Source organism: Comamonas sp., from assembly GCF_009360615.1.
In the GTDB taxonomy this organism is placed as follows: domain Bacteria; phylum Pseudomonadota; class Gammaproteobacteria; order Burkholderiales; family Burkholderiaceae_C; genus Comamonas.
In genome coordinates, this window is sequence record NZ_SPEY01000044.1 from 20242 (window position 1) to 43933 (window position 23692).

The window sequence follows — 23692 nt, forward strand, 5'->3', positions numbered from 1 at the left end:
CGGCAACCCCCTTCCAAGGAGACAGACATGCATAAAGCCAGACGCGCAGCGCTGGGCCTGATGGCATCCGCCGCCCTGTCGGCAGCACTGCCCGCACTTGCCCAGGAGAAATACCCGACACGCCCCATCACGTTCATCGTGCCTTTTCCACCTGGCGGCCCTACCGACGCCATGGCGCGCATTCTGGCGACCGAGCTGACCAAGGAGCTGGGTCAGAGCGTGATCGTGGAGAACAAGGCCGGGGCCGGCGGCAACATCGGTGCGGATTACGTGGCCCGGGCCAGGCCTGACGGCTATACGCTGATGTTCGGCACCTCGGGTCCGCTGGCGATCAACAAGCCGCTGTACCGATCCATCAGCTATGACCCGCGCACCAGCTTCACGCCCATCATCTACGTGGGCTATCTGCCCAATGTGCTGGTGGTGCGGCCGGATCTGGGCGTCGGTAACGTCAGGGAGCTGATCGCGCTCGAAAAGAGCAAGCCCGGCAAGCTCAATTTTGCCTCTTCGGGCAACGGTGCCTCGTCCCATCTGGCGGGGGTGCTGTTCAACGGTCTGGCAGGCACACAGCTGCAGCATGTGCCCTACAGGGGCACCGGACCGGCACTCAACGATCTGCTGGCCGGTCAGGTGGACATGACCTTTACCGACATCCTCACTGCGATGCCCTATATCAAGGCAGGCAAGGTCAAGGCCCTGGGCGTCGCCACGGCCAAGCGCTCCAGTGCCATGCCCCGGATACCCACGATCGCCGAACAGGGGCTGGCGGGCTATGACGTGAGCGTGTTCTTCGGCGTGGTCGGCCCCAAGGGCATGCCGGCAGAGCGCGTGGAGATGCTCAATCAGGCCTATGCCAAGTCGCTGGATTCCGAGAGCGTGAAGAACGCCTTTGCGGCGCAGGGGCTGGAGCGGGGGACCGATGTCAAGCCCGCCTATCTGGCCGGCTTGGTGAAGAGCGAGCTCGACAGGTGGAGCGAGGTGGTCAGGAAGGCCGGTGTCACGCTGGACTGACGCTGCGGTCGCCAGGGCGAGCCGGACGAACTTTTCGAAACCCCTTGCACGGGTCGTGCGGGGGACACTGTTCAACACCCTCCACCACGCCTTCGGGCCCCTGCAAGACATGGGCCGTTGGTGTTCACCTATCCAATCGCCATGAGATCCACAAGCCCATCCTCTTTGCTGGAGCAATTGCAGACAGTCGCTGCCGAATTCGTCGAGGTCCGCCGCAGCATCCATGCCCATCCCGAGCTGGCCTTCGAAGAGACGCGCACCAGCGACATGGTGGCGGCATCCCTGGCACGCTGGGGTTATGCGGTGCATCGAGGCCTGGGCGTGACCGGCGTGGTCGGCGTGCTCAGAAAGGGATCGGGCCGCAAGTCGCTGGGCATACGCGCGGACATGGATGCCTTGCCCATCCAGGAAAGAACAGGCCTGGACCACGCCAGCCGCCTGCCCGGGAAAATGCACGCCTGCGGTCATGACGGGCATACCGCCATCCTGCTGTGCGCGGCAAAGTACATCGCCGAGAAGCTTGAATTCGACGGTACGCTGAACCTGATCTTCCAGCCGGCCGAGGAGAACGAGGGCGGTGCCCTGCGCATGGTGGACGAGGGCCTGTTCGAGCTGTTCCCCTGCGATGAAATCTATGCGCTTCACAATGCGCCGGGCCTGGCCGTGGGCCGGATGGCCATCAGCCCGGGGCCGGCCATGGCCTCGTTCGATCGCGTGACCGTCACGCTGCGCGGGCGCAGCGCCCATGGTGCCATGCCGCACCACGGCATAGACAGCATGCAGTGCGCTGCCAGCATCGTGCTGGGCCTGCAGTCCATCATCACGCGCGAGCTCGATGCCCAGCAGGCAGCCGTGATCACGGTGGGCTCCATCCAGGCCGGCGAGGTCTTCAACATCGTGCCCGAGAGCGCAGTGCTCAAGATCGGCGTGCGTGCGCTGCATCCCGAGGTGCGCCACTGGGTGGAGACGCGCATCAAGGCCTTTGTGCAGGCCCAGGCCGAGAGCTACCAGCTCGGTTGCGACATCGACTATGTGCACAAGTATCCGGTGCTGGTGAACTGCGCAGCCCAGACCGATTACGCGCGCCAGGTGGCAATCCGCCTGCTGGGCGAGGACAAGGTGGACGAGCGCATGCCGACCATGGGCAGCGAGGACTTTGCCTACATGCTGCAAAAGCGCCCCGGCGCCTATATCCGGCTGGGCAATGGCGTGGGCGACGACGGCGGCTGCATGGTGCACAACCCGCTGTATGACTTCAATGACAAGGCCCTGCACATCGGTGCGGCCTTCTGGGTGCAACTGGTGCAAAGCTATCTGGCCTGAACGGCCGCTTGCTGGGACGGGAGGCAGGAAATGGGGATGTGCAATCGCCGCAGCTTCATGCGGCACACTCTGTGGCAGACGGTTGCCTTGGCGGCAGCTTCCACCGGGGGCCGGGCTGCAGAAAGCTATCCGGCCAGGCCTCTGATTCTCATGGTGCCTTTTCCAGCTGGCGGGGCCAGCGATGTGGCGGCACGCATCTTTGCCGAATCCATAGGCCGCAGCCTCAGGCAGCAGGTGGTGGTGGAGAACCTGGGCGGCGGCACGGGTCTGATTGCTGCGGCCAAGGTGCTCAATGCACCGGCCGACGGCCATATGCTCTTTCACGGCTCGGCCAACGAGATCTTCCTGGCGCCCATGCTCAATACGGCAGCGCGATACAAGCCGGGCGACTTCACGCTGGCGGCTCCCACGACGGAGTCGCCCATCGTGCTCATGGTCAAGAGCGGTCTGCCTGCCGATAGCTATGACGCCTTCATCGAATATGCGCGCGCCGTCAGCAACGGTCCGCTGACCTACGGCACGGTGGGCGTGGACTCCCTGTACAACCTGATGGGCGATGCGCTGGCCGCCCGACTGCAGCTGCCGTTTCTGCACGTGCCTTACAAGGGCGGCGCGCCGGCCCTGCAGGCCCTGGCAGGAGGACAGGTGGACTTCGCCATCCTGCCTTATCAGGCCAGCTTCGAAGGCATGGCCAGGCAGGGACGGCTGAAGATCCTGACCAGCTTTTCCAAAGCCCTGCCCAAGGAGCTGGCCCATGTGCCGCTGATATCGCAAAGCCGCCTCAGCCCGGATTTCGAGTACACGGTCAGCGCCGGCTACTTCGTGAAGAAGGGCACACCCGCCGACCGCGTGGCCGCGCTGCGCGGTGCCATAGGGCAGGCGCTGGTGCACCGCGACGTCCGCAGCCGGCTGGCGCTGGAGGGCAAGCATATCCTGCAGCCCGTGACCTCGCAGGCCGAGGCAGACCAGAGCTTTGCTGCCATCCATCAGCGCCTGGGGGCGCTGGTGCGCAGCGTGGGCCGCATGCCCCTGGCCTGACTGCATCGGCCGCCAGAAATTTCGACCAACTTGCGGGCCCCAGGTCCGTATTCTTCAGGGAACTGAAACATGCACAATCCAGTCACGTTCGGCGCCGGAGCCCTGCAGGGCATCAAGGTTCTCGATCTGTCACGCATCCTCGGCGGGCCGCTCTGCGGGCAGATCCTGGGTGACCATGGCGCCGATGTGCTCAAGGTGGAGCCGCCGCAGGGAGACGACACGCGCACCTGGGGCCCTCCGTTTCGCGACGGCGTGGCCTCCTATTACTTCGGCCTGAACCGCAACAAGCGCATCCAGTTTCTCGACCTGTCCTCGCCCGAAGGCCAGCAGCGCGTGCGCGAGCTGATGGCCCGGGCCGATGTGGTGGTGGAGAACTTCAAGGTCGGCACCATGGAGAAATGGGGCATAGGCTTTGAGCAGATGCGCGAGCAGCTGCCGCATCTGATCTGGTGCCGCGTCACGGGCTTCGGTGCCGACGGCCCTCTGGGCAGCCTGCCCGGCTATGACGCCGCCATCCAGGCCATGGCCGGCATCATGAGCATCAACGGCGAGGCGGACGGCGACCCGCTGCGCGTGGGCCTGCCGGTGGTGGACATGGTGACCGGGCTGAATGCCACCATTGGCGTGCTGCTGGCCCTGCACGAGCGGGGGCGCAGCGGACAGGGCCAGCTGGTGGACGCCTCGCTCTACGACTCCGGTCTGTCGCTGCTCCATCCCCACGCTGCCAACTGGTTCATGGGGCGCAAGGTGCCGCAGCGCTCGGGCAATGCCCATCCCAATATCTATCCCTATGACGTGCTCGGCACCGGCGGTGCGCCCATTTTTCTGGCCGTGGGCAACGACCGGCAGTTCCGGCTGTTGTGCAGCCATGTCGGCCGGCCCGAGCTGGCGCAGGACGAGCGCTTTGCCACTGCAGGCCAGCGTTCCGTTCATCGTGCCGAGCTCAAGCCCTTGCTGCTGCAGGCGTTTGCGGCGCTTGATGGCCTGAAGCTGGCCGACGAGCTGATGGCCATCGGCGTGCCCGCCGCGCCGGTGCTGGACGTCGCCCAGGCGCTCGAACATCCGCATACGGCGCACCGCGAGATGGTGGTGACCCTGGACCAATACCAGGGGCTGGGCGCTCCGGTCAAGCTCGGTCGCACGCCGGCCAGCTACCGCTTTGCTCCCCTGAGCGAGGGGCGGGATTTTCTGCCGGATGCCGGGGCCTGAGCTGGCTCCATCGCGACTCCGGCCCGCCCTGTGCGGGCTTTCCTTGCATAGGCTCATGGGGAGCCAGGTTCGCGTGTCCGGCGTTCTGTCCCACCCTTTTCACGGGCATTGTGTGCACAATGGAATGTAAAAGCGTTTCCCTGTGTTCTGTCCATGGAGAGTCTCACGATGTCGCATGCTTTTGCCAAAACCCTGAAGTCCTTTGAGCTGGCCGAAGGCAAGAAAGCCAAGTTTTACTCGCTGCCTGCACTTGCCAAGCAGTTTCCCGAAATCAAGCGACTGCCGGTCTCGATCCGCATCGTGCTGGAGTCGGTGCTGCGCAACTGCGATGGCAACAAGATCACCGAGGAGCATGTGGCGCAGCTGGCGCGCTGGCAGCCCAAGGCCGAGCGTGTCGACGAGATTCCGTTTGTCGTCGCGCGCGTGGTGCTGCAGGATTTCACCGGCGTGCCTTTGCTGGCCGACCTGGCCGCCATGCGCAGCACGGCCGCCAGGCTGGGCAAGAAGCCCAAGTCCATCGAACCGCTGGTACCCGTGGACCTGGTGGTGGACCACTCCATCATGGTGGACTATTTCGGCACCAAGAAGGCCCTGGACCTGAACATGAAGCTGGAGTTCCAGCGCAACCAGGAGCGCTACCAGTTCATGAAATGGGGCATGCAGGCCTTCGACACCTTCGGTGTCGTGCCGCCGGGCTTCGGCATCGTGCACCAGGTCAATCTGGAATACCTGGCGCGCGGTGTGCACAAGGCCCGGAACGGCAAGGGGGATGCGGTGTACTACCCCGACACCCTCGTCGGCACCGACAGCCACACCACCATGATCAACGGCATCGGCGTGGTGGCCTGGGGCGTGGGCGGCATCGAGGCCGAAGCGGCCATGCTGGGTCAGCCGGTGTACTTCCTCACACCGGATGTGGTGGGTTTCGAGCTGACCGGTCAGCTGCGCGAGGGCGTGACGGCCACCGATCTGGTGCTCACCGTCACGGAGTTGCTGCGCAAGGAAAAAGTGGTCGGGAAGTTCGTCGAGTTCTTTGGTGAAGGCACGCGCAGCCTGTCCCTGCCGGATCGCGCCACCATCGGCAATATGGCTCCTGAATATGGGGCGACCATGGGCTTCTTCCCGGTCGATGAAAAGACCATCGAATACTTCAAGGGAACCGGGCGCACCAAGAGCGAGATCCAGGCCTTCGAAGCCTACTTCAAGGCCCAGCAGCTGTTTGGGGTGCCCCAGGCCGGCGAGATCGACTACTCGCATGTGGTCAAGCTGGATCTGGGCAAGGTGGCACCGAGCCTGGCCGGTCCCAAGCGCCCCCAGGACCGCATCGAGATCGGCCATGTGGCCGGACAGTTCGACGAGCTGTTCAGCGCTCCCGTGGCCCAGAATGGCTTCAATCTCCCCGCCGATCAGCTGGTGCGACGACATCTGGTGAGCCCCGAGGGTCCCGAGGCCTTGCAGCCCGAACGCACACCGCTGCCCGCAGACGCGGAGCGCAACAAGGCGGAGATGGTCAGCAACACGCCCGAGACCGGCAAGGCCGAGGCCAGCGCGATTGCTGCCGATGCCAGCCAGGCCGTTGCAGTGCCGGACAAGAGCTTCGAGGTTGGCAACGGCGATGTGCTGATTGCCGCCATCACCAGCTGCACCAATACCTCCAACCCCAGCGTCATGCTGGCAGCGGGCCTGCTGGCCAAGAAGGCCGTGCAGGCAGGCCTCAAGGTCCAGCCGCATATCAAGACCTCGCTGGCACCGGGCTCCCGCCTGGTGACCCGTTACCTGACCGAGGCGGGCTTGCTGCCCTATCTGGAAAAGCTGGGTTTTGCGCTGGCGGGTTACGGCTGCACCACCTGCATCGGCAATGCCGGTGATCTCACCCCCGAGATCAATGCCGTCATCACGCAGAACAATCTGGTCTGCGCGGCCGTGCTCTCGGGCAATCGCAATTTCGAGGCCCGCATCCACCCCAACATCAAGGCCAACTTTCTGGCCAGCCCCCCGCTGGTGGTGGCCTACGCGATTGCCGGTACGGTGCGCAAGGACCTGATGACCGAGCCTGTGGGCAAGGGCAAGGGCGGCAAGGATGTGTATCTGGGCGACATCTGGCCCAGCAGCGAGGAGATTCAGGACCTGCTCAAGTTCGCCATGAATGGCAAGGCCTTCCGCAGCAATTACGAGCAGGTGGCCAGCGAGCCGGGCAAGCTCTGGGAAAAGATCCAGGGCGTTACGGGCTCCACCTATACCTGGCCGCAGAGCACCTATATCGCCGAGCCGCCGTTCTTTGCCGATTTTGCGCTGGAACTGAAAGCCCCGTCCGCAGCAGCAGACAAGGTCTCCAATCCAGGTGCGGTGTACGGTGCCCGGATCATGGCCTTGTTCGGCGACTCCATCACCACCGACCATATCTCGCCCGCAGGCTCCATCAAGGAGTCTTCGCCGGCTGGCAAATGGCTGCTCGAGCATGGCGTGCGAAAGGCCGACTTCAACAGCTACGGTTCGCGCCGGGGCAACCATGAGGTGATGATGCGCGGCACCTTCGCCAATGTGCGTATCAAGAATCTGATGATTCCCGCTGCGGCCGACGGCTCGCGCGAGGAGGGCGGTGTCACCCTGTTTCGCGATGACCACGGCAAGACCGAGAAGATGGCCATCTATGACGCGGCCATGAAGTACCAGGCTGCGGGCCGCGCCACCGTGGTGCTGGCCGGCGAGGAATATGGCACGGGCTCCAGCCGCGACTGGGCGGCCAAGGGCACGCAGCTGCTGGGCATCAAGGCCGTGGTGGCACGCAGTTTCGAGCGCATTCACCGCTCCAATCTGGTGGGCATGGGCGTGCTGCCGCTGCAGTTCAAGGGCAGTGACAGCTGGCAAAGCCTGGGCCTGACGGGCGAGGAATACATCGACGTGATCCCGGCCGCCGATCTGGCGCCGCAAAGCGACGCCCAGCTGGTGATCACCAGGGCAGACGGTAGCAAGAAGACCGTCATCGTGAAGCTGCGCATCGACACCCCCATCGAGGTGGACTACTACCGCCATGGCGGCATCCTGCCCTATGTTCTGAGGCAGCTGCTGGCCTGATTGCGCCCGCGTGCCAGGCCCAAAGGCCTGCTCTCCTTGGAGGCAGGCCTTTTTCGTGGACCGGTGCGAGCTCTATTTCATCGAGTGCAGGCCAAACATGTTGCCCTCGGTGTCGATGGCCAGGGCAATGAAGCCATAAGGGCCTATGGAGACTTTGTCCCGGTGCAGGCTGCCTCCGTTGCGTGCAACGCGGGCGGCCTGCTCGGCGCAGTCTTCACAGACGAAATAGACCAGCGTGCCGCCGCCGCCCGAGGGGCATTCCGGCATGCGGACCAGCGCCCCGGTGGCACCGGCGTTATCCGGTTGTCCGGGAAAGGTCCACATTTCCATATCGGGGTGCTCGCCGCCTTCCGGCATGGCCAGCGCTTGCAGCTGACAGCCCAGCACGGCTTCGTAGAAGCGCCTGGCGCGCGGCATGTCCTGCACATAGATCTCGAACCAGCCAACGGGATTCATGGCCATCTTCAGCTCCTTGTCTGCGCATTGGTGGAAGTCAAGATGCTGAGGCCGCAGAGGCCGTGATGCAAGCAGACCCGGGCCTGAGCAGGGGTATCCGGGTCCGGCTCCCTCAGGACGTTCTCTGGGCCGCAAGCCTTTTGGCCTTGCGGCGGTGCCACCAGAGCCAGATCCCGCTGATGCCCAGGCCGCCCAGCACCAGACCGTTGAGGCCGGCCAGGATTTCCATCGGCACGCCCCCCAGCTCGCCCGTGTGCAGCGGATAGGCCACGGCCACCGCCGCAGCGCCGGGATCGAGTTCATTCCAGCGCCTGACGTCCAGCACCGCCCCGTTGCGCGGGTCCAGCCATACCGAGCTGATGCCGTTGGGGTGCGGTTCGCCGGGGGCGCGTAAGCGGATGCGTACGGCCTGTCTGGCATTGGGCGGCAGCTGCACGAAGCTGGCCTGGGCATCGGGCATGGCCGCACGGGCCGAGGCCAGCATGGCGTCCACATCGGCGGGGAGCGGTTGGGCGGAGCCTTCCTCAGCCAGTGCGGGCAGCCTGGGCGCCTGGGTGGCCGTGCTGCTGGCGAGCACATTGAGCCAGTCGCCCATCGGCCGCCATGCCATATAGGCACCTGTGACGACCGACACCGCGATCAGCAGGCCCATGATCACGCCGCCGATGCGGTGCATGTCGAAGAGGGCTCGTACCAGACTCTTGCTGAGTTCTATGCGCCAGTTGCCCGGCCAGCGCTTGGGCCACCAGAGAATGACGCCTGTCAACAGCAGCAGCACATAGGCCAGCGTGGTCCAGGCCAGTAGGGCCTTGCCGTTGGCGTCCAGCAGCAAGGTGCTGTGCAGCTTGAACAGCGTGTTGACAAAGCCCTCGGTCTCGCCGCGCCGGCCCTGCTCCTGCCCTGTCACGGGGTCCAGGTAGATGGTGCCGCGCCAGCCTGCTGCCTGAACGCGCAGCCAGAGGCTGTCTCGGGCCTGCTGCGGCAGCCGGAAGCGCAAAGTGGCCTTGCTGCCGAACTCCTCATGGGCTCTGGCCAGTATCGGCGCCAGCGCTGCGGCCTGCTGGCCCTGCATCGTGCGGGCCTGGAACAGTTCGGGATGGGCCGCGCGGTCCAGCGGCTGGCCGATGATGAGCAGGGTTCCGGTGAACCCGGCCAGTATCAGGATCCAGCCCAGGCCCAGGGCCAACCAGCGATGCAGCCGCAGCCACAGAGAACGGAGCGAAGTCATTGCGCGTGAGGGTGTGATGCCCCGCGAGAGCGGCCCTGAGGGTGGACTCGCGAGGCGGCCGCTTAGAACGGCAGGGTGGCCTGAAGGTAAAGGGTGCGTGGCATGCCCACGTACTTGCCACCGCCGTTGTTGTCGGTGGAGCGGGTGAAGTAGCGGCGGTCGAACACGTTCTTCAGGCCCACGGTCAGGCGCAGATTGTTCAGCTCCCTGCCTGCCTGGTAGCTGGTGCGCAGGCCCAGGATGGCATAGCCCGGGATATCGCCCAGATTGCCGTTGGCGTCTTCCTGTGTGATGTAGGAATTGGGCTTGGCGCTGGTGCCGGGCGTGCCGGGGGAGCGCTGCTTGGACTGGGCATTCAGATCGGCATTGAAGGTCCAGCGCTCCCTCGCATAACGTGCCGACAGGCCGGCCGTGTGGCGCGAATAAAGCGGCAGGTCGCGGCCCGCGAAGGGGCCGGCCTGGCTGGTGGCCTGGGTGAAGGTATAGCTCATGCCCAGCGACAGGCCCTTGAGGGCCGGATAGTTCTTGCCGAAGTCATAGCGCAGCGCCGATTCCAGACCACGGTGTCGCGTGGCGCCCAGATCGGTCCAGATGCCGTTGCCCGTGCCGTCGCCCGGGCGGTCCAGGAACAGCTCCTTGTTGAAGTCGATGTTGAACAGCGTCAGCTCGCCGCTCCAGGTCTCGCTCTTGTAGTGCGTGCCCAGCTCGTAGGTCTTGGCCGATTCGGGATAGAGCTGGTTGTTGGACGACTGGGCCAGCTGTGCGTACTGCTGGGGTCCGAAGGACTTGCCGGCGTTGGCGAACACCGACCAGTGGCTGTCGACGCGGTAGAGCACCGACAGCGTGGGCAGCCATTCGTTGGCGGCTGCCGTCGGGTAGATGGCCGCAGCGGTCGCGCCCTTGTAGTCCACCACATTGTTGAAGGAGCGGATGCGCTCGTATCGCACGCCGGGCGTGATGGTCCAGTTGCCCACATCGATGCGGTTGTCGATATAGAAGGCATTGGCCGTGGTGCCGCCCTGGCTGGTCTGGGTGGTGTTCAGCGGCAGAGCCATGGCATCGACCTGGCCGGGCACATAGAAGCCCGAGGTGGTCTGCGCGGTTTCGGAGCTCTTTTCCTTCAGGTAGCGATAGCCCACGCTGACTTCCTGCACCACGGAGCCGGTCTCGAAAATGCGCGAGTAGCGCGGCTCCACACCGTAGTAGCTATAGTCGCGCGGTGCGGCCGTGAGACTGCGTTTGCCGGCATTGGCGCCGGTGGCATCGCGCTCGATATAGCTGCCGCGAAAGGAGTCCACGTAGTAACTGAGCACTTCGAAGTTGTTACGGCCGTCCTTGTAGCTGTACTTGAGCGAGCCGTCGGTGCGACGGCCCGTGAACTGGTCGTAGTTGCGTGTGCTCTGGAACGGGTCGGCGGCATACTGCGCCGTGGTCAGGCCACCGGGCATCTGGCCCTTGCCCTCGAAGTGGTGCAGCGAAGCGGAGAGGCTGCTGTGGTTGTCGAACTTGTAGCTGCCCTTGAGCAGCAGATCGTCGATGTCGGTCTTGTCGTTGCTGCTGCGCCAGCCCTTGCCATGCGTGCCCGAATACAGCACGGCCAGGCCCAGGCCCGATTCGTTCGTGCCGCCCACAAAGAAGCTGGGCGTGGTCTTCACGTTGCCGCCGTGACTGTAGATCTCGGTGCCGATGGAGGCTTCGGCCGCAAAAGTCTTGGGAATGGCACGCGTCGTGAAGTTGATGATGCCGCCCACGTTCTGCGGGCCGTAGCGCACCGAGCCAGCGCCACGCACCACGTCGATGGAATCCAGATTGCCCAGCGCCACGGGCGCCAGCGACAGCTGGGGCTGACCGTAGGGAGCGTAGGAGACGGGCACGCCGTCCTGCAGCACATAGGAGCGTGGCGACAGGCGTGCGGTCAGACCGCGCACGCTGAGGTTCAGCGAGATATCGCTGCCGCCCGTGCCGTTGCTGTCCTGAACCTGCACACCGGGTACCAGGCGCAGCGCTTCGCGTAAGGTGGAGGCACCGCTTTCCTGAATGCGCTCGCGCTCGACGATGGTGCGGGCACCCGGATGCTCCAGCACCTTCTCGGCGCTGGACATATCGCCGTCCAGCCAGTTGCCGGTGACGGTGACCGAGTCCAGGGCGGCTTCGGCGGCGGTGGCGCTGGCCGTCTGCGCGTGAACGGGGCTGGCGAGCGCGCCAAGGGCTGCGGCAACGGCAGCGGCGGCGCTCAGGCGAAAAGCAGGGGCGTCGGAAAGATGGAGGTGAGCCATGGGTGTTGTAGGGGAGGGCGCACAGCACCCGGCAGGCATGAACAGCGCGCTGCCCCAGCCTTGCGCTGGCGGCATCTCTTGTCTTCAATCGGGGCCGGGGCCGGGGCAGGCGAGGTGGCGTTTATTGGCAGGCGCAGATATTAATGAGAATTGCTGTCATTTGGCTGTTTGTGGTTATGTTGAGACACAAAAAAAACAGCCTCCCCGTGCGGCGATCTTGCCGTCCGGGGAAGCTGCATGCGGGAGCCGGGCGAGAGGGTTGCTTAACCCTGTTCTGCCAGCAGGTCCTGCAAGGTCTTGACCTGCAGGCGCAGGCGCTCGTTTTCGGCCTCCAGCTCGGTGACGCGGGCCTGCAGCTCTTCGGGGCTGGCGGCTGGCGCGGCTTCTGCCGATTCTTCGGCTTCGGGCTTGGCGGTCTTGGGCTTTTTCCTGGCATCGCGCACGCGCTTGGCGGCCTGCTTGAGCGCCTCGGCGCCTTCGGCGGCTGCGGCTTGCTGCTCTTCCTCGGGCAGGGTGGCAACCACGGCTGCGGCATTGAGCGAGAGCTCACCGGCCTTGACCGCCGCCACGACCTCCGGTGCGGCCTTTTCCTGGATGGTCTCGATCATCTTGACCTGACCGGCCGACAGGCGGGCGGCGCGGGCCAGCGCTTCACGCGTGTCCAGCGCCTCGTCGGGAACCTTGGCCACGCTGGCCAGCGCCTGGGCGACCACGGGGTCGGTCTCACCTTCCCAGGGGGCTTCCTCGCTGGCCGGCTGTGCGGCCTTGGCGGCGTTCACGGCAGCAGCCGCTGCAGCGCGGCGCTCGGCGATGATCTCGCGCTTGCGCAGTGCCAGCACGCCGCGCTGGAAGTCGGAGACAGAGCGGCGGCCCAGATGCTGGTCGATCATCCACAGATGCACGTCGTCCATGTTCTTGAACTGCGTGGCCTGCACGGTATTGAATGGCAGGCCGTGCTTGCGGCAGATGCCGTAGCGGTTGTGGCCGTCGATGAGCAGGTCGCCCCAGACCACCAGCGAGTCGCGGCAGCCTTCGGCGAGGATGCTGCGCTCCAGCGATTCGTGCTCGTCCGGGGTCAAGGGGTCGATATAGGCCTTCAGGCCTTCGTCAATCTTCAGTTCCATGGGTTGTTCTTCAAATGGAGGCGCTGCTTGCGCCAGTTGACACTCGTTTTCAGCATGAAATCAACGTGAATTCGAGAGGGGACGGGCGAAAGCAGCGATAGACAAAAGAGCAACGCCCCAGCGTATGGGGCGTTGGAAAAGCAAAGCCGCTCAAGCTTACAGCAGGCGCGAAATCAGAGCACCTTCCACCGGGCCTTCGAGAGGAATACGCACGCGCACGGGGTTGCCTTGGGCGACTTCCACGGGCTGGCCTTCGAGGTTGAACATCTTCTCCAGCAAAACCCGCCGGTTGCCCTGGGGATGGATCACCTCGATGGTGTCGCCCACGGCGAAACGGTTCATGGTTTCGACCTCGGCCATACCGTCGGCGTAGCTGCGCACTGCCCCCACGAAATGGCTGCGCTGCAGCACGCTGTGGCCTGTTTCGTAGTTCTGGTAGTCGTTGGCGGGACGGCGCTCCAGCAGGCCGCCGGTATAGCCGCGATTGGCCAGCCCCTCGAGTTCGGTGATCAGGTGCGGGTTGAACGGACGGCCGGCCACGGCGTCGTCGATGGCGCGGCGGTAGGTCTGGGCCGTGCGGGCCACATAGTACAGACTCTTGGTGCGGCCTTCGATCTTGAGCGAGTCCACGCCGATCTTGGTCAGGCGCTCCACATGCTCCACGGCGCGCAGGTCCTTGGAGTTCATGATGTAGGTGCCATGCTCATCTTCCATGATGGGCATCATCTCGCCGGGGCGGCCTTTTTCCTCGAGCAGATAGATGGCATCGGCCTTGGGATGGCGCTGCTGGTCGCCGCAGGTACTGGTGAACTGGTTGTCCAGATCGTTCTTGGCTTCTTCGAAGTTGAAGCCATTTTCCATGGTCTGGCCCAGCGCCTCGCCGGTGTTGGGGTCCACGGCCGCGTCATGCGTCTTGTAGTCCCAGCGGCAGGCGTTGGTGCAGGTGCCCTGGTTGGGGTCGCGGCGGTTGAAGTAGCCCGACAGCAGGCAGCGGCCCGAGTAGGCGATGCACAGGGCGCCGTGCACAAACACTTCCAGCTCCATGTCGGGGCATTCCTGGCGGATCTTCTCGATCTCGTCCAGGCTGAGCTCGCGCGACAGGATGATGCGCGAGACGCCCATCTTCTGCCAGAACTTCACGGTGGCGTGGTTGGTGGTGTTGGCCTGCACGGACAGGTGGATTTCCTGCTCGGGCCACTTTTCCTTGACCATCATGATGAGCCCGGGGTCGGCCATGATCATGGCGTCGGGCTTCATGGCGATGATGGGCTCGATGTCGCGCAGATAGGTGCGGACCTTGTCGTTGTGCGCAATCAGATTGCTGGTCAGGAAGAACTTCTTGCCGCGTGCATGCGCCTCGGCAATGCCCTGGCCGATCTGCTCCAGGCGGAATTCGTTGTTGCGCGCGCGCAAGCTGTAGCGCGGCTGGCCGGCGTAGACGGCGTCGGCACCAAAGTCGTAGGCGGCGCGCATCTTGTCGAGCGAGCCGGCAGGCAGCAGCAGTTCGGGGGCTTTGAGGGTCATGATGTCGCTATTGTCCCGCATAGCGCTTTTCACTGTGGCTTGCTAAGGCTACGCGGTCTGTCGCAGCTGTGCGTGCAATTGCCGTGCCGGCAATGACAGGGAGTCCGTCGTGGCGAGCGTGCACAGCAGCAGCCGGCGCTGCGCCCATGCGTCGGACAGCGGCACGGCCACCACGCCAGTGGCGGCAGCGTGGCGCTGCACGGCGGCCAGCGGCAGCACGGCAATCCCCACGCCCTGGCCCACAAGCTGGCACAGTCCCTCGAAATGCTGCAGCTGGACCTGGATGCGCAGCAGCCTGTCGTTGATCCGCAAAGCCTGTTTCTGCAGCAGCTGCTGCAAGGCGGAGTCGCGTGGCAGGCCGACCCAGTTCTCGTGCAGCAGCTCGGCCAGCGGCAGTTGCCGGCGCCCGGCCAACGCATGGCCCAGCGGCAAGGCGGCGGCCAGCGGGTCATGCCTCCAGGGTTGGCAGTGCAGGCCTGCCAGGGTGGTGCGGTCTTCGGCATCCCAGGCGGCCACGCCGATATCGCACAGGCCCTGGCGCAGTCCGGCCAGCACTTCGCTGCTCGGGCATTCCTGCAGCTCCAGCGCAATCTGCGGGTGCTGGCGCAGAAAGCCGCTGACGGCCAGCGGCAGATGCTCGCGCACGGCCGAGGTATTGCCGCGCAGCCGGATCTGCCCGGCCAGGCCGGCGCCGAATTCGCCCATGGCTCCGCGCAGGAGCTGCATCTGGCTGAGCACCTGGCGCGCATGCTGGCCCAGGGTATGGCCTGCAGCCGTGGGCTGCACGCCACGGGCCTTGCGAATGAGCAGTGCCGTGCCCAGAAGCGTCTCCATGCCGCGCACGCGCTCGCTGGCCGATGCCAGCGTGAGGTGGCTGCGCTGTGCCGCGGCCGTCAGCGTGCCGCTGTCGAGGATGTGCACAAACAGCTGGAGGTCGGTCAGGTCAAAGCGCATGGAATTCAAGCCTAAGGTTTCTACGAAGTCTGAATTTGAATAATCCCGCTGGTGAAGCGTTCTATACCGAGAGATTATGGGCGTCATGCAAGAGTAAATGAATCTTGCCGGCATTTAAAGGTTCGGATAAAGCGAAGGATTGAGGATGTGGAACGAGGGCTGGATGGCTGCGGCGGCGATTGCGGTGTTTGGACTGGCGGGTTGTGTCAAAGGCGTGGTGGGACTGGGGCTGCCCACGGTTTCCATGGCATTGCTGGCGGTGTTCATGCCGCCTGCGCAGGCGGCGGCTCTGCTGCTGTTGCCCTCGCTGGTGACCAATCTGGTGCAGATGCGGCCCGTGGCCGGCTTGCGAGCCTTGCTGCAGAGACTGGGCTGGATGCAGGCGGGCATTGTGCTCGGTACGCTGGGCGGTGTGGCCCTCTGGGGCGGAGTCGGCAGCCTGCCTGCGGCCAGGCCGGCGCTGGGCCTGGCGCTGGTGACGTATGCCCTCTGGGGGCTGTCGGGTCTGCGCTGGCAGACGCCGGCGCCGCACCAGGCATGGCTGGGGGCGGTGTGCGGCTTGGCGACGGGTGCCATCACGGCCGTGACCGGTGTCTTTGTGGTGCCTGCCGTGGCCTTCCTGCAGTCGCTGGGCCTGGCCCGTCCCGCATTCACGCAGGCCATGGGCCTGTGCTTTACCACCTCCACGCTGGCCCTGGGGGCTGGCTTGCTCTGGCAGGGGCAAGGCTTCGGTGCGCAGGATATGGGACCGGGACTGCTGGCTTCGGCCCTGATGCTGATTCCGGCTCTGGCCGGGATGCACTGGGGTCAGCTGCTGCGCGAAAAGCTCTCGTCCGGGCTTTTCAGAACGCTGCTGATGCTCAGTCTGCTGGCGCTGGGGATCCACCTGTGCTTCTGAGTGGCCGGGGCCGCAGCGACATGGCCGCCGCCCCGGCATTCGCGAAGCGGGTGACAATGTCGTCAGGGGCGGTTACAGCCGGAAGACCTTGACGGCATGGCCGCGCTCGACTTCCCGGTGCTGCTGGCTGCGCAGGCGCTGAGCCTGCCCTTCGCTGCGCGCATTGTGCTGCGCCAGCTTGATGGCCAGCAGCTCGCGCGCCAGCCGCTTGTTGGCATGCTGGCTGCGTTCGCTCATGACCTTGACAGCCATCCCGCTGGGCACATGCAGGGCATGGACGGCCGAGTCCGTGGTGTTGACATGCTGGCCGCCCTTGCCTGAAGCCTTGCAGGACTGGAACTGGATCTCGCCGTCCATGGCCAGCTGGCGCGGCGGCTCGCAGCGCTGCACGGCGACGAACCAGTTCTTGCGCGGATGCCGGGGCCGGAAGGGGCTGGCGAAGATCCACTGGATGGTGCCCAGCCATTCGCGCAGTGCGGGCGTCTCGCGCTCGCAGCGCAGCAGCACCGACCTGTAGCCGGCCGGGGTGCGGAACTCCTCCAGCACCTCGACCGCGAGATCCTCGGCGGCGCAGGCCTGCAGCAGCTTGCGCAGGGTCAGCTGCAGTGCGTATTCGCACTCGGCGGGACCGTGGGCGGAGCTCAGTTGCATCAGCAGCATTGCAGGGATCCCTTCTTGTAGGTCAGCAGGGGCTTGAGGCGCGCGACCAGCTCCACCAGGCCGGCCTCCTGCAGGCTGGCGACCACGGCGTCCACATCCTTGTAGGCCTGCGGGGCCTCCTCGTAGACCAGCTCGCGGTCGGCGCAGACCACGGCGCTGCCAAAGCGCGTGCGCAGCAGCTCGTCCAGCGTGAAGCGGGGCCGCAGCCGCCCCACGCAGTCTGTGCGCGCCCATTTGCGGCCGGCACCGTGGGCCAGCGAATCCAGGGCCTCATGTCGCCCTGCGACAGGCCGGACCAGATAGCTGTAGTCGCCGCGCGAACCTGGAATGACGACCAGACCCTGGTCCGCCGGCGTGGCGCCCTTGCGGTGCAGAAAGCCATTCTGGCCCTGCCAGTGGTGGGGCAGCACATGGTTGTGCGTGATGTCGAGCACGGCCTCGCCCTGGGTGCGGATCGCGCGCAGCAGGCGCTGGGCGATGCTGCGGCGGTTGAGCTGTGCAAAGCCAACGGCTGCATCGTGCTGCAACAGGTATTGCATTGCGTCTGCGCTGCCGGCGGCCAGACCGTCGTGGCTGAAGCGCTGCACATGCTCGCGCAATATCGCCCCGCCCAGGCCGCGCGAGCCGCTGTGCACCATGAGGTGCACGCGCTTTTTGTCGAGCGCGCCTTCCTCGTAGAGCGTCTCGACCTGCTGCAGTTCGGCAAAGTGGTTGCCGCCGCCGATGGTGCCCAGGCTCTCCTGCAGATGGGGCAGACCGGCGACACCGCTGGTCTGCGCAATGTGCTGCAGCTGCCCCATGTCCACGGTCTCCAGCAGCTCCTCAGGCAGAGGGCCCTCGATATTGCCCACGGCCTTTTCGAGCCTGGCGGCCGAAGTCTTGTGCACGGCCAGATCGGTGGCGTAAAGGGACATGCCGCAGCCGATGTCGCCACCGACCAGGGCCGGGTAGAAGCGCCCGACCGAGAAGAAGGCCGCGCCCACCGGGTAGCCCCGGCCCGGATGCAGGTCGGGCAGGCCCACTGCGGCGCGGATGCCGTCCAGATTGGTGGCCGTGGTGTGAAGTTGCTGGATGGCAGCGTCCTCGATCCAGACGCTGCGGTTGGCGAACACCTTGACGTAGGTGTCCGAAAAAGAATTGCCCATGAATGGCCCTTGGTCGAATGCATGAAGTCAGCGATGGGGCAGTCGCGACAGGCTCGGCCGAGAGGTATCCGGGAATTCACGCGCAACGCAGAGCCTGACTCCATGTCGTTGCATGGGTCTGTCAGGGTCTGCAGCGTGGCGGGAAGCGCTGGAAGGCTTCAGGCGTGCACGACTGCAAAGGGATGTGTCGTCCGGGACATGGCTCTCTCCTTTGCGTGGGTGGGAAAGCGCGCAATCCGTCGTGGATTGCGGCAAGGAAAGGCATGCTATGGACTGGCGGGCCACGGCGCAAGCTGTGCGGGTCCGAGCGTTGTGGATTGGCCACAGATGGAAAAGCCCCGCAGGCCATGCCAGCGGGGCTTCGGGGGGGGCGCGGCTGCAGTCCCGCGTCAGTCCTGGGGTCGGAAGCCGATGACCAGATCCGACGGCACCTTGCCGTCGATATCGCGCGGCAGCTTGTCGGTCTTGTGCAGTGCGCGGACCACGGCGTCGTCCCAGGCCGCGTTGCCGCTGGACTTGGAGATCGTGGCGCTGGTGATGGTGCCGTCCGGTGCCGTGCGCACGCGAACCTCGGCACGCGGATTGCCGCTGACCGCATCGGGGTAGACGATGTTGGGCTTGACGCGCGCTGCCACCTTGGCCGCATAGCCGGCCGACGGGCCGCCGCTGGCACTGCTGCCCGCACCGCCCGTGCGGCTGCCGCCGCTGCCGGCCTGGTCGCTGCCGCCGGAGCCGCCAGCCAGTCCCTGCAGGCGAGCGAGCTCCGCCTTGCGACGGTCATCGGCGGCCTTGGCCTCCCTGGCCTCCCTTGCCGCCTTCTCCTTGGCTTCCCTGGCCGCTTTTTCCTTCTCGGCCTTGTCCTTCTCGGCTTTTTCCTTGGCAGCCTTGTCCCTGGCAGCCTTCTCGGCCTTTTCCTTTTCGGCCTTCTCGGCCTTCTCCTTTTCGGCCTTGTCCCTGGCGGCCTTCTCGGCTTTTTCCTTTTTCTCGTGCTCGAGCTTTTCCTTGCGTTCCTTTTCCGCCTTTTCAGCCTTCTGCTTTTCCTGCTGCGCCTTCTCGGCCTTTTCCTTCTCGGCTTTTTCCTTGCGCTCTTTCTCCCGTCGCTCGCGGGCTTCCTGTTCCGCCTTTTCCTTTTTCAGCTGTTCCTGCTTTTTCTTTTTGGCGAGGGCAATCTCGGCCTCATGATCGTCGTCCTGGGCCTGAGCCTTGGGGGCCGGTGCAGGCGGAGGCAGCGGCGCCACCACGGGCTCCGGCGGAGGCGGCGGTGGCTCGGGGGCCGGAGCCGGCTCCGGGGTGGGCTCAGGAGCCGCAGCCGGCGGTGCCACGGCGGCTGCCGGGGCGGAGCTGCTCCAGACCTCGGCTTCGACCATGGCTTCGTCGGCTTCTTTGGGGGGACGCACCGTCCACAGCAGGGCCGCGATCAGCAGCCCGTGCGCGGCCAGGGCGAGCGACCATGCGCGCGTCCGCCCCTTGGGGCGGGGCGGGGCAAACTGATCGCGATCTTGCTGGTTCGGCATGGTGAATGGGGAGTCTGCGCGGGCTGCGGCGTCAAGGCATCAACGTTGCGACCGGTGGCAGAGCTTCCTGTAGGGGATCAATTGCTGGAAGAGGAGACAACGCCAAAGGCAATGCGCTTGACGCCGGCCTTGGACAGCGCGGTGTGCGTCTTCATGACGTCGTCAAAAGGCAGACCCTTGTCGGCGACGATCTGGATGGCGCTGTCCTCGCTCTGGCCCTGCTGCCAGGACTGGGCCAGGCCCTTGAGATCGTCGAGCTTGACGGTCTGGGTGTTGCTGCCGTTCTTGAACTGGATGCTGCCGTCCTTGTCGAGCAGTACATAGGCAATGTTCTTGGTCGGCGGGCGCGAGGACTTGCCCGCGCTGGGCACGTTGATGGAGCCGGGCGTGAGCATCGGTGCCGTCACCATGAAGATGATGAGCAGCACCAGCATCACGTCGATGAAGGGCACCATGTTGATTTCGTTGACGGTGCGGCGATTGCGACCGCGTGAACTCATGGCTGGCATGGGTCACTTACTCCTTGCAAAAAGGTTGCACAGCGCAGGCCGAAGACACCGAGCAAGCGCCGCCCCACAGCAGGGACTGCCCCGGCGAAGGCATCGTGCCCCTCCCGAAGAAGGGGCAAGGCACAAAGCGACTCAGGGGGTGCTTCATTTCAGTGGCCGGAGGCAGAGCTGCTGGCCGTGGCCCCGACATTGCGCTGCAAGATATTCGAGAACTCTTCGATGAAGGTCTCTTCCTGGCTGGCGATGCGGTCGATGTGGTGGGCGTAGCGGTTGTAGGCCGTCACGGCGGGGATGGCCGCAAACAGGCCCATGGCGGTGGCAACCAGCGCTTCGGCAATGCCGGGGGCCACGGTGGCCAGCGTGATCTGCTCCATGTTGGCAAAGCCCGTGAAGGCGTGCATCACGCCCCAGACGGTGCCGAACAGGCCCACATAGGGCGAGACCGAAGCCACCGTCCCCAGGAACGAGAGTCCGGACTCGATTTCGTCGAGTTCGCGCTGGAAGCTCGCTCGCATGGCACGGCGCGTGCCGTCCATCAGCGTGGCGACATCGCCGATGCGGCGCTCGCGCAGCTTCTGGTATTCACGCATGCCGCTGGCAAAGATGCGCTGCATGGGACCGCCGGTCTTGGCGTTCTGTGCTGCGGAGGCGTAGAGGTCGTTGAGGCTGGTGCCCGACCAGAAGTCCTGCTCGAAGTTGTCGTTGAGCGTGCGCACGCGCTTCAAGGTCTGGGCCTTGCGGAAAATGGTGGCCCAGCTCGCTATGGATGCGATCACCAGGATCAGCATGACCAGTTGCACCACCCAGCTGGCCTGCATGACGAGGCTGAGGATGGACATGTCTTGGGAGTTCATGAAAGTTGCTCCAGGATATGGTTCGGAATTCTCGCGGGGCGCATGGTTGTGCCATCCACCCACCCAATTCGGATCGAGCCCGTGCACAGCGGCGTGGACTCTTGGGACTGACTGTCGGAATGCACCAGCAGCGCCTGTTGCTCGATTGTGAGCGAAGCACGGCCGGCACTTTTCAAGCTGGCAGTAACAAAGAGTTGGTCATCGAGTCGCGCCGGGTGCTGATATTCCAGCTGCGCAGACGTTACGACAAAGATGCCGCCGGTTTGTTCCCGCAGCTTTTGCTGGGCGATGCCCAGCGAGCGAAGCCACTCGGTGCGGGCACGCTCGAAGAACTTGAGGTAGTTGGCATAGAACACGATGCCGCCGGCGTCCGTGTCTTCCCAGTAAACGCGCATCGGGAATGTGAACGCCCTGGCGGCGGCGGCTTGCATGGCATCGGCCCTGTCAGGCAAAGGCGCTGGTTGGCTCTGCATCATCACGGATTCAGCAGAAGAGCTTTTTCATGCGAGCAATGGCTTCCTGCAGCTGCTCCATGGAGTTGGCGGTGGAAAAGCGCACATAGTTCGCCGTCTCGGCCTGACCGAAGTCGCGGCCCGGGGTGATGGCCAGGTGAGCCTGGTTCACCAGCGCATAGGCAAAGTCCCAGCTGCCCTTCACGCCGAGCTTTTCGGCGCCAGCGCGGCAGTCGGCCCAGGCGTAGAAGGCGCCGTCGGGCTTGACGGGAACCGGCAGGCCAATCGATTCGAGGGCCGGGATGAAGTAGTCGCGGCGGGCCTTGAACTCGGCGCGGCGACGCTCGTATTCGGCGATGCTTTCGGGCTCGAAGCAGGCCAGGGCCGCATATTGCGACACGGTGCTGGCGCAAATGAACAGATGCTGGGCCAGCATCTCGACGGGCGCGACCAGCGATTCGGGCACCACCATCCAGCCCAGGCGCCAGCCCGTCATGTTGAAGTATTTGCTGAAGCTGTTGATGGAGATGATGTCGTCGCCCAGCTTCAGGGCCGATTGGCCGAAGGCTTCGTCGTAGGACAGGCCCAGATAGATTTCGTCGACGATGGTCAGCCCGCCTTTGGCGCGCACGACGTCGTGGATGCGGCGCAGCTCGTCGGGAGCAATCGAGGTGCCCGTGGGGTTGGAAGGCGAGGCCAGCATCACGCCGCGTGTGCGCTCGCCCCAGGCGGCTTCCACCTTGGCGGCGCTGAGCTGAAAGCGCTCCGCAGCCGAAGAGGGGATCAGTACCGGCTTGCCCTCGGCCGCCGAGACGAAGTGGCGGTTGCAGGGGTAGCTGGGGTCGGGCATCAGCACCTCGTCACCCTCGTCGATCAGTGCCAGGCAGGCCAGCTGCAGCGCGGCCGAGGCGCCGGCCGTGATGATGATGCGGCGCGCCGGCACATCCACGCCGAAGCGGCTGGCATACCAGGCGCTGATGCGCTCGCGCAGCTCGGGCAGGCCCGGTGCCTGGGTGTATTGCGTGCGGCCGTCGCGGATGGCGCGTTCGGCCGCCTGCTGCACCAGCGGCGGGGCGCTGAAGTCCGGCTCGCCGATGTTCAGATAGATCATGGGCGTGCCGCCGGCGCTGGACTGGCGGGCCACTTCCTGCGCGTGCTTGGCCATTTCCATGACGTAGAAAGGCTCTATGCGTTGGGCGCGTCGGGAAAGCTCTGTGACGGACATGGATGAGGGAACTCTTTCAATCAATCAGCGTTCGGGAGCAGTCGTGCCGCTGGGGATGCGAGCCGTGCAGCAGCCTTGCGCCCATAAAAAAACTGCAACCAGCCAGCGGGTGCACGATAGCACCAGCGGCCCGGTTGCAGTGTTTGCATTGACTATGCATGTGGCGGCGGCAGGGCCGCGCGAGCGCGGCGCTGCGGGTCAAGCGCTTCAGCTGGCAGACTTGTTGGCTCGGTCGTGCGCCACTTCGGTGGCACGCAGTTCGGGGGCTAGCCCGTTGAGCACGGCATTGACGTACTTGTGGCCGTCGGTGCCGCCGAATTCCTTGGCCAGCTCGATGCACTCGTTGAGCACCACGCGCCAGGGCACGTCGGGACAGTTCTGGAATTCGTACACGCCAATCCACATGCAGGCATGCTCGATGGGCGAGATTTCGGTCAGGCCGCGATCGAGCTTGGGCGTGATGAGCGCGTCCAGGGAGGCTTCATGTTCCACGCAGCCGCGCAGCAGCGCGTCGTAGTGCACCACGTCGGCCTTGTGAAAGCCGGCCAGGTCGCGCGTGAAACGGTCGATGTCGAGCACCGCATTGCGGCTCACGATGTGCTGATACAGCCCTTGCAGTGCGAACTCTCGCGCACGGCTGCGGTTGGACTTGGAGCCCGCCTTGCGTGCGCCGGTGCTGGTCAGGCCGGTGCGCTTCTGAGGGGGGCGGCGCGAGCCGGGCTCGCTGGATTGTTCTTCACTCATGATCGTCGTAGGAATTGAGCAGATTGGCCATTTCCACGGCGACGCGGGCTGCGTCGCGGCCCTTTTCGACCTGGCGGGCAATGGCTTGCTCCATGTTTTCTGTGGTGATGATCGCGTTGGCGATCGGCAGCCGGTAGTCCAGGCTCAGGCGTGTCACGCCCGCGCCCGATTCGTTGGCGACCAGCTCGAAGTGGTATGTCTCCCCACGGATGATGCAGCCCAGCGCCACCAGGGCGTCGTACTGATCGGTGTCGGCCAGTGTCTGCAGCGCCACGGGCACTTCGAGTGCGCCGGGGACGGTGACATGGTCGATGTTCTCGGTCTTCACACCCAGTGCCAGCAGCTCGTCGCGGCAGGAGGCAAACAGGGTGTTGGTAATGCTCTCGTTGAAGCGTGCCTGAACGATGCCGATTTTCAGTCCGGCGCCGTTCAGGTTCTGGCCTTGGCCTTTTTCTGCGTTTTGCATCTGGTGT

21 protein-coding genes are annotated in these 23692 nt (G+C 65.1%); 6 read left to right on the forward strand and 15 right to left on the reverse strand.

Features of this window, described 5'->3' with window-relative positions; genetic code table 11:
* Window positions 1–27 precede the first annotated feature (27 nt).
* From E2583_RS13320 to E2583_RS13340, 5 genes are all read left to right on the forward strand, one after another.
* Window positions 28–1011 carry a tripartite tricarboxylate transporter substrate binding protein gene (locus E2583_RS13320; RefSeq protein WP_291596482.1) on the forward strand — a complete coding sequence of 328 codons (984 nt, stop codon included), beginning with the start codon at window positions 28–30 and terminating at the stop codon, window positions 1009–1011.
* 141 nt (window positions 1012–1152) lie between these two features.
* Window positions 1153–2334 carry a M20 aminoacylase family protein gene (locus E2583_RS13325; protein ID WP_291596484.1) on the forward strand — a complete coding sequence of 394 codons (1182 nt, stop codon included), beginning with the start codon at window positions 1153–1155 and terminating at the stop codon, window positions 2332–2334.
* A 30-nt stretch (window positions 2335–2364) separates the two neighbouring features.
* Window positions 2365–3372 (forward strand): tripartite tricarboxylate transporter substrate binding protein, encoded by a 1008-nt coding sequence (locus E2583_RS13330; RefSeq protein WP_291596487.1) that lies wholly within the window; start codon window positions 2365–2367, stop codon window positions 3370–3372.
* A 69-nt stretch (window positions 3373–3441) separates the two neighbouring features.
* Window positions 3442–4581: a CoA transferase gene (locus tag E2583_RS13335; RefSeq protein WP_291596489.1), complete on the forward strand. Its 1140-nt coding sequence runs from the start codon at window positions 3442–3444 to the stop codon at window positions 4579–4581.
* Between the two features lie 168 nt (window positions 4582–4749).
* Window positions 4750–7656, forward strand: coding sequence for an aconitate hydratase (locus E2583_RS13340; protein WP_291596490.1), 2907 nt, complete (start codon window positions 4750–4752; stop codon window positions 7654–7656).
* 72 nt (window positions 7657–7728) lie between these two features.
* Here E2583_RS13340 and E2583_RS13345 read toward each other — a convergent pair whose 3' ends face one another.
* From E2583_RS13345 to E2583_RS13370, 6 genes are all read right to left on the reverse strand, one after another.
* Complete coding sequence (locus E2583_RS13345; RefSeq protein ID WP_291596491.1) at window positions 7729–8118, reverse strand: VOC family protein; 390 nt, start codon at window positions 8116–8118, stop codon at window positions 7729–7731.
* A gap of 106 nt (window positions 8119–8224) precedes the next feature.
* Window positions 8225–9340 carry a PepSY domain-containing protein gene (locus E2583_RS13350; RefSeq protein WP_291596492.1) on the reverse strand — a complete coding sequence of 372 codons (1116 nt, stop codon included), beginning with the start codon at window positions 9338–9340 and terminating at the stop codon, window positions 8225–8227.
* A 62-nt stretch (window positions 9341–9402) separates the two neighbouring features.
* On the reverse strand, window positions 9403–11616 hold the full coding sequence (locus E2583_RS13355) for a TonB-dependent siderophore receptor (RefSeq protein ID WP_291596493.1): 2214 nt from the start codon (window positions 11614–11616) through the stop codon (window positions 9403–9405).
* 263 nt (window positions 11617–11879) lie between these two features.
* Window positions 11880–12740 (reverse strand): plasmid replication/partition related protein, encoded by an 861-nt coding sequence (locus E2583_RS13360; protein ID WP_291596494.1) that lies wholly within the window; start codon window positions 12738–12740, stop codon window positions 11880–11882.
* A 156-nt stretch (window positions 12741–12896) separates the two neighbouring features.
* The gene (yegQ, locus tag E2583_RS13365) at window positions 12897–14285 is read right to left on the reverse strand and encodes a tRNA 5-hydroxyuridine modification protein YegQ (protein WP_291596495.1); all 1389 of its coding nucleotides are present in this window, start codon (window positions 14283–14285) and stop codon (window positions 12897–12899) included.
* 27 nt (window positions 14286–14312) lie between these two features.
* Window positions 14313–15218 (reverse strand): LysR substrate-binding domain-containing protein, encoded by a 906-nt coding sequence (locus tag E2583_RS13370; RefSeq protein ID WP_291596526.1) that lies wholly within the window; start codon window positions 15216–15218, stop codon window positions 14313–14315.
* Between the two features lie 145 nt (window positions 15219–15363).
* On the opposite strand from E2583_RS13370, the gene E2583_RS13375 reads away from it, so the two are divergent.
* Complete coding sequence (locus E2583_RS13375) at window positions 15364–16116, forward strand: sulfite exporter TauE/SafE family protein (protein WP_291596496.1); 753 nt, start codon at window positions 15364–15366, stop codon at window positions 16114–16116.
* Between the two features lie 72 nt (window positions 16117–16188).
* Here the strand turns inward: E2583_RS13375 and prfH are convergent, their stop codons facing one another.
* From prfH to ribH, 9 genes are all read right to left on the reverse strand, one after another.
* Window positions 16189–16776, reverse strand: coding sequence for a peptide chain release factor H (gene prfH / locus E2583_RS13380; RefSeq protein ID WP_367158597.1), 588 nt, complete (start codon window positions 16774–16776; stop codon window positions 16189–16191).
* Entirely contained in the window at window positions 16767–17921 is a 1155-nt protein-coding gene (locus E2583_RS13385; protein WP_291596498.1) for an RNA ligase RtcB family protein, read from the reverse strand. The genes prfH and E2583_RS13385 overlap by 10 nt, the downstream gene beginning before the upstream one ends.
* Window positions 17922–18310: 389 nt before the next feature.
* A complete protein-coding gene (gene tolA / locus E2583_RS13390; protein ID WP_291596499.1) occupies window positions 18311–19435 on the reverse strand; it encodes a cell envelope integrity protein TolA in 1125 nt (374 codons plus the stop codon).
* 77 nt (window positions 19436–19512) lie between these two features.
* Window positions 19513–19944: a biopolymer transporter ExbD gene (locus tag E2583_RS13395; RefSeq protein ID WP_291596500.1), complete on the reverse strand. Its 432-nt coding sequence runs from the start codon at window positions 19942–19944 to the stop codon at window positions 19513–19515.
* A 149-nt stretch (window positions 19945–20093) separates the two neighbouring features.
* Window positions 20094–20798: a protein TolQ gene (tolQ, locus tag E2583_RS13400; protein WP_291596501.1), complete on the reverse strand. Its 705-nt coding sequence runs from the start codon at window positions 20796–20798 to the stop codon at window positions 20094–20096.
* Window positions 20795–21229 carry a tol-pal system-associated acyl-CoA thioesterase gene (ybgC, locus tag E2583_RS13405; RefSeq protein WP_291596527.1) on the reverse strand — a complete coding sequence of 145 codons (435 nt, stop codon included), beginning with the start codon at window positions 21227–21229 and terminating at the stop codon, window positions 20795–20797. Before ybgC ends, tolQ begins: the two co-directional genes overlap by 4 nt.
* A 52-nt stretch (window positions 21230–21281) precedes the next feature.
* Window positions 21282–22475: a pyridoxal phosphate-dependent aminotransferase gene (locus E2583_RS13410; RefSeq protein ID WP_291596502.1), complete on the reverse strand. Its 1194-nt coding sequence runs from the start codon at window positions 22473–22475 to the stop codon at window positions 21282–21284.
* Between the two features lie 207 nt (window positions 22476–22682).
* Window positions 22683–23219 (reverse strand): transcription antitermination factor NusB, encoded by a 537-nt coding sequence (gene nusB / locus E2583_RS13415; protein ID WP_291596503.1) that lies wholly within the window; start codon window positions 23217–23219, stop codon window positions 22683–22685.
* On the reverse strand, window positions 23212–23685 hold the full coding sequence (gene ribH / locus E2583_RS13420) for a 6,7-dimethyl-8-ribityllumazine synthase (RefSeq protein ID WP_003053262.1): 474 nt from the start codon (window positions 23683–23685) through the stop codon (window positions 23212–23214). The genes nusB and ribH overlap by 8 nt, the downstream gene beginning before the upstream one ends.
* Window positions 23686–23692 lie beyond the last annotated feature (7 nt).

Excerpts from the sequence above, each read along its gene's own strand:
- tolA (WP_291596499.1), bottom strand. The coding sequence starts at position 19,435 with ATGCCGAACCAGCAAGATCGCGATCAGTTTGCCCCGCCCCGCCCCAAG.
- E2583_RS13355 (WP_291596493.1), bottom strand. The coding sequence starts at position 11,616 with ATGGCTCACCTCCATCTTTCCGACGCCCCTGCTTTTCGCCTGAGCGCC.
- tolQ (WP_291596501.1), bottom strand. The coding sequence starts at position 20,798 with ATGAACTCCCAAGACATGTCCATCCTCAGCCTCGTCATGCAGGCCAGC.
- E2583_RS13375 (WP_291596496.1), top strand. The coding sequence starts at position 15,364 with ATGTGGAACGAGGGCTGGATGGCTGCGGCGGCGATTGCGGTGTTTGGA.
- E2583_RS13340 (WP_291596490.1), top strand. The coding sequence starts at position 4,750 with ATGTCGCATGCTTTTGCCAAAACCCTGAAGTCCTTTGAGCTGGCCGAA.
- E2583_RS13410 (WP_291596502.1), bottom strand. The coding sequence starts at position 22,475 with ATGTCCGTCACAGAGCTTTCCCGACGCGCCCAACGCATAGAGCCTTTC.
- ribH (WP_003053262.1), bottom strand. The coding sequence starts at position 23,685 with ATGCAAAACGCAGAAAAAGGCCAAGGCCAGAACCTGAACGGCGCCGGA.
- E2583_RS13395 (WP_291596500.1), bottom strand. The coding sequence starts at position 19,944 with ATGCCAGCCATGAGTTCACGCGGTCGCAATCGCCGCACCGTCAACGAA.
- E2583_RS13360 (WP_291596494.1), bottom strand. The coding sequence starts at position 12,740 with ATGGAACTGAAGATTGACGAAGGCCTGAAGGCCTATATCGACCCCTTG.
- E2583_RS13345 (WP_291596491.1), bottom strand. The coding sequence starts at position 8,118 with ATGGCCATGAATCCCGTTGGCTGGTTCGAGATCTATGTGCAGGACATG.
- E2583_RS13330 (WP_291596487.1), top strand. The coding sequence starts at position 2,365 with ATGGGGATGTGCAATCGCCGCAGCTTCATGCGGCACACTCTGTGGCAG.
- yegQ (WP_291596495.1), bottom strand. The coding sequence starts at position 14,285 with ATGCGGGACAATAGCGACATCATGACCCTCAAAGCCCCCGAACTGCTG.
- prfH (WP_367158597.1), bottom strand. The coding sequence starts at position 16,776 with ATGCTGCTGATGCAACTGAGCTCCGCCCACGGTCCCGCCGAGTGCGAA.
- E2583_RS13335 (WP_291596489.1), top strand. The coding sequence starts at position 3,442 with ATGCACAATCCAGTCACGTTCGGCGCCGGAGCCCTGCAGGGCATCAAG.
- nusB (WP_291596503.1), bottom strand. The coding sequence starts at position 23,219 with ATGAGTGAAGAACAATCCAGCGAGCCCGGCTCGCGCCGCCCCCCTCAG.
- E2583_RS13385 (WP_291596498.1), bottom strand. The coding sequence starts at position 17,921 with ATGGGCAATTCTTTTTCGGACACCTACGTCAAGGTGTTCGCCAACCGC.
- E2583_RS13370 (WP_291596526.1), bottom strand. The coding sequence starts at position 15,218 with ATGCGCTTTGACCTGACCGACCTCCAGCTGTTTGTGCACATCCTCGAC.
- E2583_RS13350 (WP_291596492.1), bottom strand. The coding sequence starts at position 9,340 with ATGACTTCGCTCCGTTCTCTGTGGCTGCGGCTGCATCGCTGGTTGGCC.
- E2583_RS13320 (WP_291596482.1), top strand. The coding sequence starts at position 28 with ATGCATAAAGCCAGACGCGCAGCGCTGGGCCTGATGGCATCCGCCGCC.
- ybgC (WP_291596527.1), bottom strand. The coding sequence starts at position 21,229 with ATGCAAGCCGCCGCCGCCAGGGCGTTCACATTCCCGATGCGCGTTTAC.
- E2583_RS13325 (WP_291596484.1), top strand. The coding sequence starts at position 1,153 with ATGAGATCCACAAGCCCATCCTCTTTGCTGGAGCAATTGCAGACAGTC.